The organism is Streptosporangium sandarakinum (genome assembly GCF_050942225.1).
Lineage (GTDB): Bacteria > Actinomycetota > Actinomycetes > Streptosporangiales > Streptosporangiaceae > Streptosporangium > Streptosporangium nondiastaticum.
This window is the reverse complement of the sequence record NZ_CP192034.1, coordinates 7,444,354-7,459,511: the sequence shown is the minus strand read 5'-3', so window position 1 is coordinate 7,459,511 and position 15,158 is coordinate 7,444,354. Positions and strand designations below refer to the sequence as shown.

Here is a 15,158-nt window from a genome sequence, read left to right as displayed (position 1 = left end):
GGGTCAAGTCAGTGCGGCAAGCGCAGTGATCCGGTCGCGAAGCTGTCGGCGCAGCTCGACCTTGCGGTTGAGTTGTGGTTCGCTTCGGATTCGCCTCTCCAGGTCGGCAATCTCGCGTTCGAGCTTGCGTGCCTGGTCCATCCTGTCGATCACCTCCGACATTTTCTCCCCAGGACGGGTTGCGAACGGGAGGATTGGGGTCAGGAGACCTGCGTAAAGGCCCGGTAGGTCGATAGCTGGAGGCAACGGTGCGCGGGGCGTGTCCGAGGGAAGCCAGTCTGTCGCGAAGTACGTACTCAACCGTGGCGGCGTACTCTCGAGCTGTTTGTGAGCGGCAATCATGCACGTTCGGGCGTAGCCGCCCGTGCCTCGGTTGACTTCGAAGATGATCGGGAACGGCACGGCCTTGTCGATAGCGGTAAGCACGGTTTCACTCACGCCGTTGTCCTTGGCGTCGACAGTGAAGACCTGGATCTCGGGCAGGATACTGCTGCCGCGGAGGTGGATCGTCTCGTCGGCGAGCTTGTACGCCCAGGTGATCCGCTGGACCTCATTGACGAACTTCTCACGCACCATGGTCGAGATGGTGGCGTGCTCGTAGAACTTGGTTTTGGGGATGACGCGACCGAACTTGGCAGCCGCTGGCCAACGGTACAGAGGCCCGCTCATCCAACGACTCCGGCGGCCGGATCAACGACGGCAAGGAACGCGATCAGTTCGAAGTCGTCGAGCCCGCGGATGGTCTGAGTGAGGGCAGTGGTAGGCCCGGCGCTGAAGAGGCTGTCGAGATCGCGTTCCTCGGTGATGTCGATCATTGACCTGATAGCAGCGGTGAGCAGGTCGGAATAATGGTCCATGTCCGCACCTTCATGGGTTGCGGAATTGAAGATGCGGCAGACCTCGATAACGGGCTCGTCGTAGAGGCGGCAGCCGGCGCGGATAAGGTCCAGCAGATGCTTGACCTCCGTATGGTCGGCGATGACGTTGCCGTCGTTGTCGAGATACACGAGGTAATGCGGGTGCAGGCGGTTTCCTCGGTTGATGGTCTCATCGGCATTGACGTTGCGAAGCGCGAAGAGCACGCCGGGTCGCAGCCCCATGTCTGGTCGCGCTGGCACGACGGCATGGAGTCCCTTGGGCGACGCGGCCAGGTCGCCGTACTCCTTGACGTAGCCGAGGAGGTCCATGCGGAAGTCGTTGAGGCCAAGGTCAGTGATGGACACGCCGGTACGCACGTCCTCCAGCTCGATGACCTCTTCCTGGAGCTTACGCAGCTGCTCCTTGCGGAAAGCCGTGTCGCTGGACTCCTGGGTGAGCACGTTGTCGTCAGCAGTCGCGGCGAGGTCGGCGATGACCATGCGGTTCTCGACGCGGTCCTTGAGGTTGATGTACTCGTCCAGCGAGATATCGGGCCAGAAGTTCACGAGTTGGATCTGCGCGTTCGTCGAGCCGATGCGGTCGATGCGGCCGAACCGCTGGATAATACGGACCGGGTTCCAGTGGATGTCGTAGTTGATCAAGTAGTCGCAGTCCTGGAGGTTCTGGCCTTCGCTGATACAGTCGGTGCCGATTAGCACATCGATGTCGCGTTTCTCGTTAGGTAGCACAAGGTCACGGGACTTCGACCTTGGTGAGAACAGCGTCAGGACCTGTTGGAAGGCAAAGCCCTTACCGAGGGTGGTGCGAGGTGCACCGCTGCCGGTCACCACCGCAGAGTGCAGACCGGCACGTTCGAGTTCCGGAGCGAGTTCGCGGTAGAGGTAGGCGGCAGTGTCAGCGAACGCCGAGAAGATGAGCACCTTGCGATTGCCGGCATTGATCGGCATGGCAATCTTGTCCTGGATGCGCTGCCTCAATGCTTGGAGCTTTAGGTCGTCCTGTGGGGTGATGACGCTGACCCCGGTGAGCAGTTCGTCGATGACACCAGCGTCGTGGACAAGGTCGCGATGCCAGGACTCGATATCGATGTCGTCAAGCTCGATCTGCACCCTTGTGCCGACCGTGTTGCTGGTCGGCAACTCAAAGTCATCGTCGTCGGCTTCCAGGTCACCAATCTGCGCAGTCAGGTCTGCGACAGAAGCGGAATGATTGTCGATCGCCTGGATCGCCTGTTCGACAGTGGAGGCGAGCTTGGTGAGGGTGATCCGGAAGGCCTCGACTGAACTCTCAAGCCGCTTGAGCAGGTTCACCGTCATGAGCTTCTGGATGCCGAGCTCACGGTTCGCGTGGCCGAGGTTCCCCAGGCTCCCACTGTCTGCCTTATCATACAGCAGCTCGTACTTCTCGCGCCGGCTCGGGAACACATAGGCCAGCGGCGCATATACGGCAAGGGTGAGCGACGACAGTTGCTCGAACATCTCGTTGAACGACGGCACGCCGGGCAGGTCCGTCAGCGGTGGTCGGATCGACTCAGGCGAGAGCCGCTTGGGGAACGCGCCGATGTCTGAGGTGTCGTAGAACGCCTGGATGTGCTTGCGGGACCGTGCGATTGTTACCGCGTCGAGCAACTCGAAGAAGTCGAAGTCCAACTTGGCAAGGATCGTGTCGGTGGTGCGCTGCTCAGCGGGCAGCTTAGACCACTCATTGAACACCCGTTGCGCCTGGCGAAACACCTCTTCGACGCTCGTGGAGATGTCGAGCTTCGCCGAGAGGTTCTGGGACTCGCCCTCGTAGGCGAGCGCGAGCTGGTTGCGCAGGTCGGTGAAGTGGTTGTTCACGGGCGTCGCGGAGAGCATCAGCACCTTGGTCTTCACGCCCTGCTGAATGACCTGCCGCATCAGCCGCTGGTAGCGGGTCTCCTTCTCGGTGGTGAAGTCCGCATTGCGGAAGTTGTGGCTCTCGTCGATGACGACGAGGTCATAGTTGCCCCAGTTCACGCGGTCCAGGGGGATGCCCAGCGACTCGCCCTTCGTGCGTGACAGATCGGTGTGGGCGAGCACGTCATAGTTGAACCGGTCGGATGCGAAGATGTTCGTTGTCAGGTTCGCGTTATAGTTCGTCCAGTTCTCCGCCAGCTTTTTCGGGGCCAGCACCAGGACAGACTTGTTGCGCAGCTCGTAGTACTTGATAACGGCCAGCGCAGTGAACGTCTTCCCCAACCCTACGCTGTCGGCGAGGATGCAGCCGTTGTACGTCTCAAGCTTGTTAATGATGCCCGTCGCGGCGTCTCGTTGGAAGTTGTAGAGACTCTTCCAAATCGCACTGTCCTGGTAACCGGTTAGGTTATTGGGCAGCGTGTCCTCGCTGACGTCGTCGAGAAACTCGGCGAATAGATTATAAAGGATCAAAAAGTAGATGCGAGCAGGAGAGTTCTCTGCATACACGGAGGCAATGTGGTCATATACGGCATCCGTCACGTCGTCGAGCTGGTCAGCGTTGTGCCAGATTTGATCGAAGAGCTGGACGTACTGTGACGTCATTGGTGCGTCGTCAACCTTGGTGACCATGTTCGACACGGCATTGCCGCGCTCGTAACCGAGGTCGGCCGAAGTGAATCCTTGGAGCGGCAGGTAAGCCGCCTTGTCGCCAAGGATCGCAAATTGCTGCATCGGCGCACCGGTCTTGTTTGATCGGAAGCGGACCTTGCGGCGCACCCACTCCGCACACTCGCGCGCAATTGCCCGCTGGGTCATCTTATTACGTAGGCGGATCTCGAATTCGGAGCCGTACAAGATTGACTCCCCGTTCCGCCCATGCGGGATGAAGAACTCTCGTCGCTCCTTGGGTAGCCGGTCGGTGGCTTTTGTAGTCACGAACGAGGGGGAGGTGAAGATGAATTCCAACTCCTCGATCCGTTCCAACTCCTTGCGTAGCGCCTCGAACGCGAAGATCGAGAAGGTTGACGCCGCGATCCGCAGTTTCGTTCCCGGGCCGATTTCGGCCTTGAGGTCATCCCCGAGCAGTTCGTTGACGTTGTCGATGATCCGCATCTGGGCTCACTCCACTTCGCCCTGTGAGCTTCCAGGTACCGGGCTACCGCTGAGTGCCCAGGCGTCGACCCCGCTTGCTTGGAACTTCCAGAGTCGTCCGACCCCGTGGGCCGCCATCCCCTTGTCTGAGATCTGGTAGATCATGTCCTTCATGACGCCGAGGCGGGCGGCAATGTCGTCAGTGGACGGCCAGGGTTTAGCCATGCTGGAGCCCCCGGCTGGTGGCCAGCGATGAACGACTTCGGGCATGGGGCATCCTACCGTGCGCCATTCGGTGGCCATCCATTGGTCACAGCCTCATGATGAATGGTGCAGCAGGGACCGGTCGGCTACTCCGGGAAAATGATGGCGATCGTTACAACGACACTGCGCTACACGCGCGCCGGACGGTCACTCGATGGTTGAGCGTCTCCATCCTCCGGAGGTCTTACGGCCAGATCGCAAGCTTGTTCGATGGCAAACCGACCCGTACCGCAGGGCCGTCAAGGCCCGAGGAACGGAAGCGGTGCGGCAGCCTTACGGGGATCGCCATGACTGCCGAAAGACCTTTGTCTCAAGGCGTTCTCTGATGGACCTGGCGCGTGGGCGGCGCCGGTCGCGACCGGCCGAAGAGCCGCAGCGCGGCCGGTGACCGTCCACGCGCGGCGGGCCGCGAAGCGGACCGCCCTTGAAGACGTAGAGAAAGTTCTCATCCGCGAACCGAGACCTTGACGATCTTGATCTGATCGGGTTGTCCGTGTCGGCCTGCTGCATGACAGGCCTGTGGGTCGAGGGGTCAGGGATCGATGCTGTGGAGCGTGACTCGGAGTTCTTCGGCTCGTTGCGCTGTCTCGGCATACAGGGCGGCGAAGGCTGCCTCTTCGTTCCGGAACACCTTGGCCTCACCCTCATAGACGGCGAGTAACGCTCCGTCACCCTGCCACCAGTTGTCGGCAAGTCCTTCGACCTCGGAAACCGCGGTCAGCTCTGGCAGAGCGTCTATGAGAGCCCGTGCTCGGTTAGCGGCTTCCCCGCCCTTCCACACTTCGACCCTGTGCATCCTCTGTGCTGCATCGGCGAGGGCGTACGCCTCGATCCATCCGGACACGGAGGAGTGCAGCGGTACCCAGTCCTCGTACAGGATGCCGAACCGGCCCTGAAGGTCGACACAGAACCAGTGAGCGACGGAGTAGTGATCCGTGCCCGCGCTGAAGCACGGATCCACGCCCTCGATGTCACCCGGGTCGTCTGTGGACATGACGGCTATACCACCGTCATAGAGAGGCACAGCCAGTTCAGGGAGGGCGAGACCACCCCACCGGGCCTGGTAGTCCACCATCAGGTCGACCAAGGGGCCGGTCCTGCCGTGCCGTTCCCAGTGCTTACGCAGCTCCTCGGCAGTCGGTCCCCATTCACGCCGGCCTTTCTCCCGGAGGAACCGTTGCGCTCGTGGCGAGAGTCCGGAGGGGTCATCAAGAACGTGAAGGAGCATCGGTGCTCGCGCGCCTATGAACCGTCGGCCGGGGTGACGATCGATCCCTTGCCCGGTTTGGTCGTGATCAGCCCTTGCTCGCGCAGGGCCTCCATCGCCTTGCGGACGGTGACCCGGGCGACGTCGAACTCCTCCTGAAGCTTCACCTCGGAGATCAGGGTCAGGGGCGGATAGGTGCCGTCTTCGATGCGCTCGGCAACAATCTTCGCTATCTGCTCCCACTTGTAGAGCCTGGGGTCCCATTCGATCACAAGACGACTCTAGGTATGCCTCTACCTGCGAACATAGAACAGCAATTCCTAGGAATGGTGTAGACAGGATAGGACAGGTTGACCTACTGTCGTGTCATGCGGCGGCCGGATCTGGGGCCGTGAATGAGTCTGCCCATGCCGCCGCATGGTGAGTCAGTGAGCGACAGGAGGTGAGGCGTGACCGCGCTTTTCGTGGGTGAGGTAGGGCCGGTGGATGCCGCCGAGGCGCTCCGCACCGCCCTGGCCGAGCATGAGATCACCGCAGATGTTCACGATGGATACGGCCTGGCGGTGGTGTCGGTGTGGGCCGATCTGCTCGTCTGGTGCGATGGACGGCGCTTCTGGTGGCGCACCGAATGGAACGCCCGCCAGCGCCGCCCGATCTACGCCTGGCACTCGGCGCTGGAACCCGTCCAGGCCGCCCAACGGGTCGCCCTCCGCTATGCCGACCTGCGCCGCGAGCACCCGGCGCGGCCGGAAGAGCGCAGCGCATGCCCGCAGTGAGCCACTGCCTGAGCCCGCACGCGGCAAGGCCGCAGCACGGCTGTGAGCGGTTGGTGTGGCGGGCGCCGTGCCGGTCGCTGGTGCGGGTGCGGCCGGTGGCCTGGACTTGCTCATGCCGGGCGACGGTTTACGAGTTGTGCGTCGGTGGTGGGCGGGCGTTCCTGCGCCGGACGGTCCAGCTCGACGGCGCGCCCCATATCCAGGAGACCACGCCCGTTTCGATCGCGGAAGCTCAGGCCACCTGGACGGCGCTGCTGTCCGGGCACGCCTGCTGAAAGACGGGCGGGGCGGCGAGAACGGAGGGGATCTCGCCGCCCCGCCTGCCGGGAACCCGTCCCACACGGCTCCCGGCCCCCAGACTTCCCCCGCCCCTCGTCGGCCGTCCCCAATGGTGACTCGGTCTCGATGTCGGCCCCGGGAGCGGTGTCCGTCGCCCCCGTCGGTCACCGCTCTGCGCGTTCCCCGTAGACGGGGCCGACCATCCGAGGAGACACCGCCGGCCCGGCAGGGGCGGGGGAAGCGCGAGACATCTGGCGGTCAGGCGGCCACCGTGAGAGGAGACGGAGGGGTGACGGACCGGCTCTCCTCCGACGGCTGCCCGCACGGCTCGGTGTCGTGGACGTCGACCCCGGACGGGGTATGGACCGGCGCGCGGTGCGCCGGCTGCGGGACCTGGTGGCGGCTGGACCTGATCCCGCCGGAGGTGGCGGCGCGGCTCACCGGGGGTGCGCCTCCTCGCGAGAGCGCCCGGCCGTGCGCAACCGGTCATAGGCGCCCATGATCCCCTTGGCGGCGGCCTCGGCGCTGATGCGGTCGGTGTGGAGGCGCAGGTGAAAGAATCCCGCGTCCGCGGCGGTCTCAAGGTCGGTGAGGGTCTCGTCCCACGCGGCAAGGCGCCGCTCGGTGTCGGCGTCGCCGCGGTCCCGGGAGCGCTGGGCGGTGACCTCGCGCGGTACCCACAGCAGTACGCGAAGCCATCCGTCCGGCTCGCGGCCGACGAGGCGGCGCAGGTCGGCGAGGTTGCCCATGTGCGTGACCGGTACGGCTCCGGCGGCGGTCAGCTCGGCGATCGTCTGCCGGTCGACGGCGTAGACGTTGCCGTAGCGGTGCGTCTCGGCCAGTAGCCGCCCGGCGGCGCGCAGCTCGGTGAGGCGTTCGGCGGTGATGAACTCGTACCCCTGGGCGCGGCCGGTGCCGACCTTGAGCTTGGGCAGCAATACGAACCGCGGATCGGCTCGGGTGAGGGCGGTGGTGATGGTGTCCTTGCCGCTGGCCGGCGGGCCGTACAGAACGACTCCGGCCGGGCTCACGACAAGATCCGCTTGAGGGCTTCGCGGGTCTGGTCGGCGAGACTGATTGCTGACCCGAGCCGGTTGTCGACGGTGACGTGGGCGGTGGGCGGACTGGTCTCGACGTCCAGGCCGGCTACGTACTGCTCCCAGTTCTCCAGCTTCCAGGCGTCCCGGGCGGCGCCGCGGAACTCGATGTACTCCCGCATCGACTCGGGATCGCAGCGGACCCAGATCGCGGCCACGTCCACGCCCTTGGCCGCGCACCGGTTCTCCAGCCGGGCGAACCACTCCGCGTCCTTGAGTTCGGCGATGAAGGGGGCCGACAGGATGGCCGAGGTGCCGACCTTGAGGTTGTCCCATGCGGTCTCCATCAGGCACCGGTACTCGAACGGGCGGACCTCCTTGAGATACAGCTCGGTGTGGCGGTCGTGGGGGTCGCCGCCGAGGGAGATGAGCAGCCGTTCCACGATGCAGCGGGTCAGGGAGTCCTTGTCCAGGAACGCCCAGCCGGTGATGTCGGACAGGAAGCGGGAGAACTCGGTCTTGCCCGATCCGGCGTATCCGCCGACGAGGACGAGGATGGGCTTGGGGCTGCCGCCGCCGTGGCGCCGCCGCCAGGCGTCGACCACCCGGTTGCGAAGTAGGGCCTGCGGGGAGCCGGCCGCGATGTCGTCGACGGAGACCTTGGTGAAGGCTTCCTCGATGACCTGGGCGGCGGCGTTGTCCGCGGCGGGGTCGGCGGGCGCGGGCAAATCGGAAATCATGATTTCCGCTTTCTGGGATTCACCGGGCAAGGGGGGTCGAAAGCCAAGTTCGGGCTCGGTGGCCTGGTAAAGCAGGCAATATGCGCGCCGGTAATGCGGGCCTGGATAGACGGCGCCTTGCTCGTGTGACCAGATGGTCTGGAAGTTGGCGGCCGGTACGGCGAGGCCGTGACGGCCGGCCGCCTGGCGGAGCCGTTCGCCTGCGGCCTCTAGGGTCAGGCCGTGGGCTTCACGGTGTTCCCGCAGGCGGGAAGGGGTCCAGCCGGGGCGCTGGGTCGTCTTCATTGCATACCTTCGCCTTCACGCTATGGAGGGTCGTGCGCGGTGTGCGGTCGTGCATGTGAAAACGCTCGTGTAAATGGACGTTGAGAGCAGCTGAAGAAGCTTAACCAGCTCGACGTGATACCGGGAAGCCGCAGCTCACGGTGGAATTAGGTCACGCCGCAAGGCGGTAAGGACACCACCGACCAAGGGGAGGAAGCGATGATTCCGGACCCTCAGCGCATCGTCTGGGAGTTGAACGCGATCCGGGCGGAGCTGGATGAGCTGGCGTGCCGGCTCGGCGAGATCAGCCTCGCTCTTCGAAGACTCTCGCCTCCAGAGCGGAGAGACGGTCCCCCATCTGCTTGAGCGAGTGGCGCATCTGGGTGAGCTGCTCCAGGATCTCCGACGCCACTTCCGGGGCGACCGGCTCGGACGGCTCGGCGGGGGCCTGGCGGACGAACACCCCCTTGCCCTGCTGGCCGATTACGAGCCCTTCGGTCCTTAGGACGCTGATCGCGGCTTTGATCACGCTGGCGGAGACGTCGAAGCGCTCGCAGAGCTGAGCGGTGGACGGCAGAGCGGCACCGGGTTGCAGAGAGCCGGCGCGGATCTGCCCGCGCAGCTCGTCGACGATCTGCAGGTAGGCCGGTCGGCCGGTCTTCTCCACCATCGGCGTTCGTCTCGCTTCGTCGCGCTTCACAGTGCTTCGTCTTGCTCCACTTTGCTTCATCTCCAGTTGAGCACAGCCCGGCAAAGAAACCAACCAGGACGCCAAAGCACTCCTTGACAACTTAGAATTCCAAGCGTTCCATGTATTCTAAGAGTTCCACCATCTCACCCGAGCAAAGGACATCAGCCATGCGCACCATCCCCATCCCCGTCGACGTCTCCAAGCTCCAGATCACCTGCGTCAAGCCGCCCAAGCCCCGCCTCGTCAGCAGGGACACCGGCGAGATCAAGCGCGACAAGGACGGCAACGTCATGTACGAACTCACCCTCCTCATCGAGGACGAGTTCAACCGCATGGAGCTGGTCAAGGTCACCACCACCCCCGAACCGCAGATCACCGCGGGCGAGGAGATCATCCCGGTCAACCTGGTCGGCTACGTCTGGGAGCAGGCCGGCCGCTGGGGCATCGCCTACCGGGCCGCCTCCTTCCTGCCCGCCACCTCCGCCGGCTACAGCGCCCCGGCCGCTCCGGTGGCTCCGGTCAGAACGGGGGCGGACCTGTGATCGACCTCGGCCACCCCCTGCTCAAGGTCCTCGCCGCCCTGCTCGTCCTGATCCTCTGGCGGCGCTGGGCGCCGGTCTCCTACTGGTACGTCCTGGTCTTCCCGCGCAAAGCCCTATGGCTGCGCTGGTCCTGGCGGCACGTGGCCTCCGGCTGCGGGCTGACCAAGAAGCGCCGCCGCTGGTGGTTCACCGTCATCCCCAACCTCGTCGCCTCGACCGGTGTCGTCCGGGTCCGGCGGCGCTTCCAGCGGGTCGAGGTCGACACCAAGCCCTGGATGGGCCTGCCCTACCCCACCCGCAATGGCTTCCGCGTCACCTTCCACCTCCTCGACGGACAGGTACCCGACGACTACGCCAAGGTCTGCGAACGGCTCGCGCACGCCTGGCGCATCGAGGCCGTGCGCGTCGTCGGCTCCCGGCCCGGCCGCGTCACCCTCCAAGGGATCACCCGCGACCCTTTGGCCCACGTCGCGTCGGCCGTACCCCCGACGGAGCCCCGAGACGGCTGGCGGGCTGAGGACCTGCTTCGCCCCGTCGTCGGGGTGCTGGAGACCGGCGCGGCCTGGCGGATGGACTTCCGGCTCATCCCGCACTGGATGAACGCCGGCGCCACCCAGTCGGGCAAGTCCAACCTGATCAACGCGCTCATCGTCGGCCTGGCCCCGCAACCGGTCGCCCTGGTCGGCTTCGACCTCAAGGGCGGAGTGGAGCTGTCGGCCTACGCCGACCGCCTCACGGCCCTGGCCACCACCCGCGAGGAATGCCTCAACCTGCTCAGCGACCTCATCGCGGTCATGGGCACCCGAATGCTCGCCTGCCGCCGCTACGGCGTCCGCGACATCTGGCAACTCCCCGACGCATGCAGGCCCATCCCGGTCGTGGTCCTGGTCGATGAGCTGGCAGAGCTGTACCTCACCGCCGACAAGGCCGAAAAGGACCAGGTCACCCGGACGGCTACCGTGCTGCTGCGCATCGCCCAGCTCGGCCGCGCCTTCGGCATCCACCTCGTGCTGTCCGGCCAGCGCATCGGCTCCGACCTCGGCCCCGGCGTCACCGCACTCCGCGCCCAGATCGGCGGACGCGTCTGCCACCGGGTCAACGACCCCGAGACCGCGGTGATGACCCTCGGCGACCTCGATCCCGACGCGCTGGTAGCCGCCCGCTCCATCGCGCCGGAGCTGCCTGGCGTCGCCGTCATCACCGGCAGCGATGGCCGCTGGTACCGGGCGCGGTCCGGCTACGTATCCACCGACGCCGCCGAGAACGCGGCCACCGCCTACGCCCATCTGACCCCTTCCTGGAGCCAGGTGGCCGCCTCCGGCCTCGGCCACGAGCTGCCCGCCACCGACGACACCCCCGAACTCGCCGCCTGAACCCCCTCGACCCCACCGGAAGGAGGTAACGATGACCACGAGCAGGCCCCGGCTGGCCGTACGGCTCGCCGACGCCGGACCGGTGCTGATCCTCGCGCTCATCGCCGGAGCGGGCAGCTTCACCCACATCCGCGACACCGCCACCGAACACGGCCAGAACGGGCCGATGGCGTGGGCCGTGGCCGTCTGCGTCGATCTCACCTGCGTCATGGCCGCCTGGGAACGCCAGCGCGACCGCAAGACCGGCCGCCGCCCGGACGGCTGGATCTCCTGGCCCACCCTCGTCCTCGTCGGCGGAATCACCCTGTCCCTGGCCGCCAACCTCGCCCAGGCCGAGCCGACCCCCTGGGGATGGATCTGCGCCGCGACCCCGGCCGGCGCCTTCCTCATCGCCGTCTCCATGCTCGAACGGCGCGCTTCGGCCCCTCGACCCGAACCGACCCCGGAACCCGCGGCCGAACCCGCCGCGCTCGTCCCCTCACCCGGCCCCGCCGTACCGGCCCGGACCGAACCGCCCAGCGACCGCGGTGACAGCGGGCCGACCGGTGAACTCGTCGACTACGCCCGCCGGGTGGCCGCCGAACACCACGCCCGGCACGGCCGGCCTATCACCCGCGACACCCTGCGCGCCCGCCTCGGCGTGTCCAACCAGCTCGCCGCAGACCTGCTCCACGCCCTACACGAGCAACCCGACCCCGCCTGAACCCCTGAAGGAGAACCCCCATGCGCATCCGCATCGACGGCACCTACGCCGAAGTCGTCCACGCCGCCAACACCATCCGCACGCTCCTGCCGATCCAGCAGATATCGCCGCTCATGAAGCTGCGCGAGCGGCCTCATACCTGGCGGGTGTTCCTCAACACCGCCCCCAGACGCGACACCGGGAGATGGATCACATGACCGACGACCCCAACGCCCCGACCGCCGAACTCCCCGGCATCGCTCCCCAGCGCTGGCAGTGCTGCCACTGCGGCGGGACCGGCGTCGACGGCTACGGCGAGACCTGCGAGCACTGCGAGGGCCTCGGCTTCTGCTGAGCCCTTGGCGCCCCCGGCGTGACCACACATCCGCCAAGACGTCTGTCACGTCGGGGGCCATCCCGAACCGAACCTCTCGACCCGGAAGGGACGCACCCCATCATGCCAAGCACCCACGCGATAGCCGGACTCATCACCCGGCTCCACGATCCCCACTACGCCCGCTGGGCCGCCCAGATCCGCGCCACCGGCGGCTGCCGTCAGCCGATCCACCTGCGCGGCCACGTCCATCACCTCGACCCCGCCACCGGTGAGCGGCTCCACTCCTACACCACCGCCACCGAACCGGACGGCGTCCTGCGTGTCCCGTGCAAGACCCGCCGGGCCTCCCGCTGCCCGGCCTGCGCCGAGACCTACCGGGCCGACACCTACCAGCTCATCCGCGCCGGCCTGGTGGGCGGCAAGGGCGTCCCGCAGACGGTCACCGGCCACCCGTGCCTGTTCGTCACCCTCACCGCCCCCTCCTTCGGCACCGTCCACACCCGGCGGGAAAGCAATGGCAAACCTCTGCCCTGCCACGCTCGCCGCGACGCCCCGACCTGTCCGCACGGGCGGGTCATGTCCTGCATCGCCCGGCACGGCACCGATGAGACGTGCCTCGGTGAGCCGCTGTGCCCGGACTGCTACGACTACGCGGGCTCGGTCCTCTTCAACGCCCTGTCGCCGGAGCTGTGGCGACGCTTCACCCTGGCGCTCCGCCGCAACGTCGCCAGGGCCGCGGGCCTGACCGTGCGGGAGCTGCGCGAGCAGGCCGTGGTCTCCTTCGCCAAGGTCGCCGAGTACCAGCGGCGCGGCGTCGTCCACTTCCACGCCGTCATCCGCCTCGACGGCCCCGACGGACCCGCCTCATTGCCTTCGGCCTGGGCGAGCGCCGACGTCCTGGCCGACGCCGTACGGCACGCCGTCTCGGCAGTGACGGTCACCGCCCCGGCCGCAGGGGACGAACCGGCGCGGGTACTGCGCTGGGGCACTCAGCTCGACGTCCGCCCGATCACCCTGGACGGCGACCTCACCGATCAGGCGGTGGCCGGCTACATCGCCAAGTACGCCACCAAGGCCGCCGAATGCGTCGGCACCCTCGACCGGCGCGTCAGTCCCCTCGACGACCTGGCGGCCCTGCCGCTGCGGGAGCACGCCCGGCGGCTCATCGCCGAGTGCCTGCGCCTGGGCGCCCTCGACGAGCTGGCCGACCTCCGTCTTGCCCAGTGGGCGCACATGCTCGGCTTCCGCGGCCACTTCTCCACCAAGAGCCGCCGCTACTCCACCACCCTCGGCGACATCCGCGCCGAACGCGCCGACTACATGCGCGACGAGGCCGTCAACACCGGCCGGCTCCCGCTCTTCGACGAGGACACCGTCCTCGTCATCTCCCACTGGGAGTACGCCGGACAGGGCTACTCCCTCGGGGACGCCGTTCTCGCCGCGGCGCTGACCGGGAGATCGCTACCCGCGTCTCCGGCGCCCGAGGAGGTGCACGATGCGTCGGTCTGATGACTCGCTCCTCACCGTGCCCGAAGTGCTCACCGTGCTGAACGGAATCTCTCGCCGCACCTTCTACCGGTGGCGGGAGCTCGGCAAGGCGCCGGTCTGCATCCAGTACCCCAATGATGAGCTGCGTGTCCGGCGCAGCGACCTGGAAGCGTGGCTCGACTCGCTGCGGGAGGCGTCGTGACCGTCACCTATGAAGTGCGCATCTGGGAAGTCCGCCGGAACCAGTCCAGCAAGGCGCCGTCCTTCGAAGCGCGCTGGAAGGTCGGCAGCAAGTCGCGATCCAAGACCTTCAGGACCAAGGCGCTGGCCGAGAACTTCCTGTCCGACCTTCGCCAGGCGGCGAGAAAGGGAGAGGCGTTCGACGTCGCCACGGGGTTGCCGGTCTCGATGCTGGCGGATGTCGAGCCTTCGGGGCCGTCCTTCATGCAGTTCGCGCAGTCGTACGTGGTCAACCGGTGGCGCACGACGGCTCCCCGAACGCGGGAAACCGAGGCGTACGCGCTGCTGTCGCTGACTCCGGCGCTGGTAGTCGACGTTCTGGGCCGGCCGGAGGACGACGAGCTGCGGCAGGTGCTACGTAACCACGTGCTGCTTCCCGAGAGCCGGCGGGGGACGCTGACCCGCGCGCAGACCATGGCGCTGCGCTGGCTGGAGAAGGCGTCCCTTCCGCTGGCGGATCTCCAGGAGGCGCGGATCGTCAGGATGGCACTCGACGCCATCTCGGTCACTTTCGACGGTGGGGAAGCCGCTGCCAACACCGTACGGCGGAAGCGGGCGATCCTTCACCATCTCCTGGAGCTGGCGGTGGAACAGAAGATCTTCCCGACCAACCCCTTGCACGAGATCAAGTGGAAGCCGCCCAAGGCCGTCACCGTCGTCGACCCCCGTACGGTCATCAATCCGGCTCAGGCGAGGCAGCTCCTGGCCGCCATGCCGAAGGTCGGCCGTACCCGGGGCGCTCGACTCAAGGCCATGTTCGCCTGCATCTACTACGCGGGTCTACGGCCGGAGGAAGCGGCGGACCTCCGTTTAAAGAACTGCACCTTGCCCGAATCGGGATGGGGTCAGATCATCCTGGAGAAGGCACGGCCGCAGGCGAACAAGCGGTGGACCGACTCGGGGGAGACCCACGAGTCGCGCAGCCTCAAGCACCGGGCGAAGAAGGAGACCAGGGAGATCCCCATCCCGCCGGCTCTGGTCGTCCTCCTTCGAGAGCACATCGACGCCTACGGCATCGAAAGTGACGGCCGGCTGTTCCGGACAGCCAACGGTGGCTCCTACTCCAGCTCGGCATACTCCTACGTCTGGCAGGAAGCTCGATCACTCGCCCTCACCGACGAGCAGGTGAGGTCACCGCTCGCCGCCCGCCCCTACGACCTGCGGCATGCCGCCCTGTCCCTCTGGCTCAACGCGGGAGTGCCGGCCACCGAGGTGGCCAAGCGCGCCGGGCACAGCGTGGAGGTCCTCCACCGGGTCTACGCCAAGTGCATGGAGGGCCAGCAGGAACGGATGAACGGGAAGATCAGCAGCGCCCTCGACGAGTGATCCT

At 66.4% G+C, this 15,158-nt stretch carries 19 protein-coding genes; 10 read left to right on the top strand and 9 right to left on the bottom strand.

Annotation, left to right across the window (positions count from 1 at the left end; genetic code table 11):
- Nucleotides 1-3: 3 nt before the first annotated feature.
- The 5 genes from ACQP10_RS34200 to ACQP10_RS34180 form a co-directional block, all read right to left on the bottom strand.
- Nucleotides 4-669: a DUF4391 domain-containing protein gene (locus ACQP10_RS34200; protein WP_433540394.1), complete on the bottom strand. Its 666-nt coding sequence runs from the start codon at nucleotides 667-669 to the stop codon at nucleotides 4-6.
- Nucleotides 666-3,929: a helicase-related protein gene (locus tag ACQP10_RS34195; RefSeq protein ID WP_433540393.1), complete on the bottom strand. Its 3,264-nt coding sequence runs from the start codon at nucleotides 3,927-3,929 to the stop codon at nucleotides 666-668. Before ACQP10_RS34195 ends, ACQP10_RS34200 begins: the two co-directional genes overlap by 4 nt.
- 6 nt (nucleotides 3,930-3,935) lie before the next feature.
- A complete protein-coding gene (locus ACQP10_RS34190) occupies nucleotides 3,936-4,178 on the bottom strand; it encodes a hypothetical protein (RefSeq protein ID WP_433540392.1) in 243 nt (80 codons plus the stop codon).
- A gap of 526 nt (nucleotides 4,179-4,704) precedes the next feature.
- Complete coding sequence (locus ACQP10_RS34185; RefSeq protein WP_433540391.1) at nucleotides 4,705-5,259, bottom strand: hypothetical protein; 555 nt, start codon at nucleotides 5,257-5,259, stop codon at nucleotides 4,705-4,707.
- Nucleotides 5,260-5,414: 155 nt separating this feature from the next.
- The gene (locus tag ACQP10_RS34180) at nucleotides 5,415-5,651 is read right to left on the bottom strand and encodes a GntR family transcriptional regulator (RefSeq protein ID WP_392573269.1); all 237 of its coding nucleotides are present in this window, start codon (nucleotides 5,649-5,651) and stop codon (nucleotides 5,415-5,417) included.
- A gap of 177 nt (nucleotides 5,652-5,828) precedes the next feature.
- Between ACQP10_RS34180 and ACQP10_RS34175 the strand changes: the two genes are divergently transcribed.
- Nucleotides 5,829-6,155, top strand: a complete 327-nt coding sequence (locus tag ACQP10_RS34175) for a hypothetical protein (protein ID WP_433540390.1) — start codon at nucleotides 5,829-5,831, stop codon at nucleotides 6,153-6,155.
- Nucleotides 6,143-6,430: a hypothetical protein gene (locus tag ACQP10_RS34170; protein ID WP_433540389.1), complete on the top strand. Its 288-nt coding sequence runs from the start codon at nucleotides 6,143-6,145 to the stop codon at nucleotides 6,428-6,430. Before ACQP10_RS34175 ends, ACQP10_RS34170 begins: the two co-directional genes overlap by 13 nt.
- A gap of 262 nt (nucleotides 6,431-6,692) precedes the next feature.
- Here the strand turns inward: ACQP10_RS34170 and ACQP10_RS34165 are convergent, their stop codons facing one another.
- The 4 genes from ACQP10_RS34165 to ACQP10_RS34150 all read right to left on the bottom strand — a co-directional run bounded on the left by ACQP10_RS34165 (nucleotide 6,693) and on the right by ACQP10_RS34150 (nucleotide 9,145).
- Nucleotides 6,693-6,875 (bottom strand): hypothetical protein, encoded by a 183-nt coding sequence (locus ACQP10_RS34165; protein WP_433540388.1) that lies wholly within the window; start codon nucleotides 6,873-6,875, stop codon nucleotides 6,693-6,695.
- The gene (locus ACQP10_RS34160; protein ID WP_433540387.1) at nucleotides 6,872-7,465 is read right to left on the bottom strand and encodes a guanylate kinase; all 594 of its coding nucleotides are present in this window, start codon (nucleotides 7,463-7,465) and stop codon (nucleotides 6,872-6,874) included. The genes ACQP10_RS34165 and ACQP10_RS34160 overlap by 4 nt, the downstream gene beginning before the upstream one ends.
- Nucleotides 7,462-8,211: an AAA family ATPase gene (locus tag ACQP10_RS34155; protein ID WP_433540386.1), complete on the bottom strand. Its 750-nt coding sequence runs from the start codon at nucleotides 8,209-8,211 to the stop codon at nucleotides 7,462-7,464. The genes ACQP10_RS34160 and ACQP10_RS34155 overlap by 4 nt, the downstream gene beginning before the upstream one ends.
- Nucleotides 8,212-8,779: 568 nt before the next feature.
- On the bottom strand, nucleotides 8,780-9,145 hold the full coding sequence (locus ACQP10_RS34150; protein WP_433540385.1) for a winged helix-turn-helix domain-containing protein: 366 nt from the start codon (nucleotides 9,143-9,145) through the stop codon (nucleotides 8,780-8,782).
- 188 nt (nucleotides 9,146-9,333) lie between these two features.
- Here ACQP10_RS34150 and ACQP10_RS34145 point away from each other — a divergent pair, with 188 nt between their 5' ends.
- The 8 genes from ACQP10_RS34145 to ACQP10_RS34110 all read left to right on the top strand — a co-directional run bounded on the left by ACQP10_RS34145 (nucleotide 9,334) and on the right by ACQP10_RS34110 (nucleotide 15,154).
- Entirely contained in the window at nucleotides 9,334-9,708 is a 375-nt protein-coding gene (locus tag ACQP10_RS34145; protein WP_433540384.1) for a hypothetical protein, read from the top strand.
- Nucleotides 9,705-11,081 carry an FtsK/SpoIIIE domain-containing protein gene (locus ACQP10_RS34140; protein WP_433540383.1) on the top strand — a complete coding sequence of 459 codons (1,377 nt, stop codon included), beginning with the start codon at nucleotides 9,705-9,707 and terminating at the stop codon, nucleotides 11,079-11,081. Before ACQP10_RS34145 ends, ACQP10_RS34140 begins: the two co-directional genes overlap by 4 nt.
- A gap of 31 nt (nucleotides 11,082-11,112) precedes the next feature.
- Nucleotides 11,113-11,784 carry a DUF2637 domain-containing protein gene (locus ACQP10_RS34135; RefSeq protein WP_433540382.1) on the top strand — a complete coding sequence of 224 codons (672 nt, stop codon included), beginning with the start codon at nucleotides 11,113-11,115 and terminating at the stop codon, nucleotides 11,782-11,784.
- 20 nt (nucleotides 11,785-11,804) lie between these two features.
- Complete coding sequence (locus tag ACQP10_RS34130; protein WP_433540381.1) at nucleotides 11,805-11,981, top strand: hypothetical protein; 177 nt, start codon at nucleotides 11,805-11,807, stop codon at nucleotides 11,979-11,981.
- Nucleotides 11,978-12,118, top strand: coding sequence for a hypothetical protein (locus ACQP10_RS34125; RefSeq protein WP_433540380.1), 141 nt, complete (start codon nucleotides 11,978-11,980; stop codon nucleotides 12,116-12,118). Before ACQP10_RS34130 ends, ACQP10_RS34125 begins: the two co-directional genes overlap by 4 nt.
- A 102-nt stretch (nucleotides 12,119-12,220) precedes the next feature.
- The gene (locus ACQP10_RS34120; RefSeq protein WP_433540379.1) at nucleotides 12,221-13,609 is read left to right on the top strand and encodes a replication initiator; all 1,389 of its coding nucleotides are present in this window, start codon (nucleotides 12,221-12,223) and stop codon (nucleotides 13,607-13,609) included.
- A complete protein-coding gene (locus ACQP10_RS34115; RefSeq protein ID WP_433540378.1) occupies nucleotides 13,596-13,790 on the top strand; it encodes a helix-turn-helix transcriptional regulator in 195 nt (64 codons plus the stop codon). The genes ACQP10_RS34120 and ACQP10_RS34115 overlap by 14 nt, the downstream gene beginning before the upstream one ends.
- The gene (locus tag ACQP10_RS34110; RefSeq protein ID WP_433540377.1) at nucleotides 13,787-15,154 is read left to right on the top strand and encodes a tyrosine-type recombinase/integrase; all 1,368 of its coding nucleotides are present in this window, start codon (nucleotides 13,787-13,789) and stop codon (nucleotides 15,152-15,154) included. Before ACQP10_RS34115 ends, ACQP10_RS34110 begins: the two co-directional genes overlap by 4 nt.
- Nucleotides 15,155-15,158 lie beyond the last annotated feature (4 nt).

Bases quoted from the DNA above. Each gene is read 5' to 3' on its own strand.
- ACQP10_RS34200 (WP_433540394.1), bottom strand. From the start codon at position 669: ATGAGCGGGCCTCTGTACCGTTGGCCAGCGGCTGCCAAGTTCGGTCGC.
- ACQP10_RS34195 (WP_433540393.1), bottom strand. From the start codon at position 3,929: ATGCGGATCATCGACAACGTCAACGAACTGCTCGGGGATGACCTCAAG.
- ACQP10_RS34190 (WP_433540392.1), bottom strand. From the start codon at position 4,178: ATGCCCGAAGTCGTTCATCGCTGGCCACCAGCCGGGGGCTCCAGCATG.
- ACQP10_RS34170 (WP_433540389.1), top strand. From the start codon at position 6,143: ATGCCCGCAGTGAGCCACTGCCTGAGCCCGCACGCGGCAAGGCCGCAG.
- ACQP10_RS34155 (WP_433540386.1), bottom strand. From the start codon at position 8,211: ATGATTTCCGATTTGCCCGCGCCCGCCGACCCCGCCGCGGACAACGCC.
- ACQP10_RS34150 (WP_433540385.1), bottom strand. From the start codon at position 9,145: ATGGTGGAGAAGACCGGCCGACCGGCCTACCTGCAGATCGTCGACGAG.
- ACQP10_RS34145 (WP_433540384.1), top strand. From the start codon at position 9,334: ATGCGCACCATCCCCATCCCCGTCGACGTCTCCAAGCTCCAGATCACC.
- ACQP10_RS34135 (WP_433540382.1), top strand. From the start codon at position 11,113: ATGACCACGAGCAGGCCCCGGCTGGCCGTACGGCTCGCCGACGCCGGA.
- ACQP10_RS34130 (WP_433540381.1), top strand. From the start codon at position 11,805: ATGCGCATCCGCATCGACGGCACCTACGCCGAAGTCGTCCACGCCGCC.
- ACQP10_RS34125 (WP_433540380.1), top strand. From the start codon at position 11,978: ATGACCGACGACCCCAACGCCCCGACCGCCGAACTCCCCGGCATCGCT.
- ACQP10_RS34120 (WP_433540379.1), top strand. From the start codon at position 12,221: ATGCCAAGCACCCACGCGATAGCCGGACTCATCACCCGGCTCCACGAT.
- ACQP10_RS34115 (WP_433540378.1), top strand. From the start codon at position 13,596: ATGCGTCGGTCTGATGACTCGCTCCTCACCGTGCCCGAAGTGCTCACC.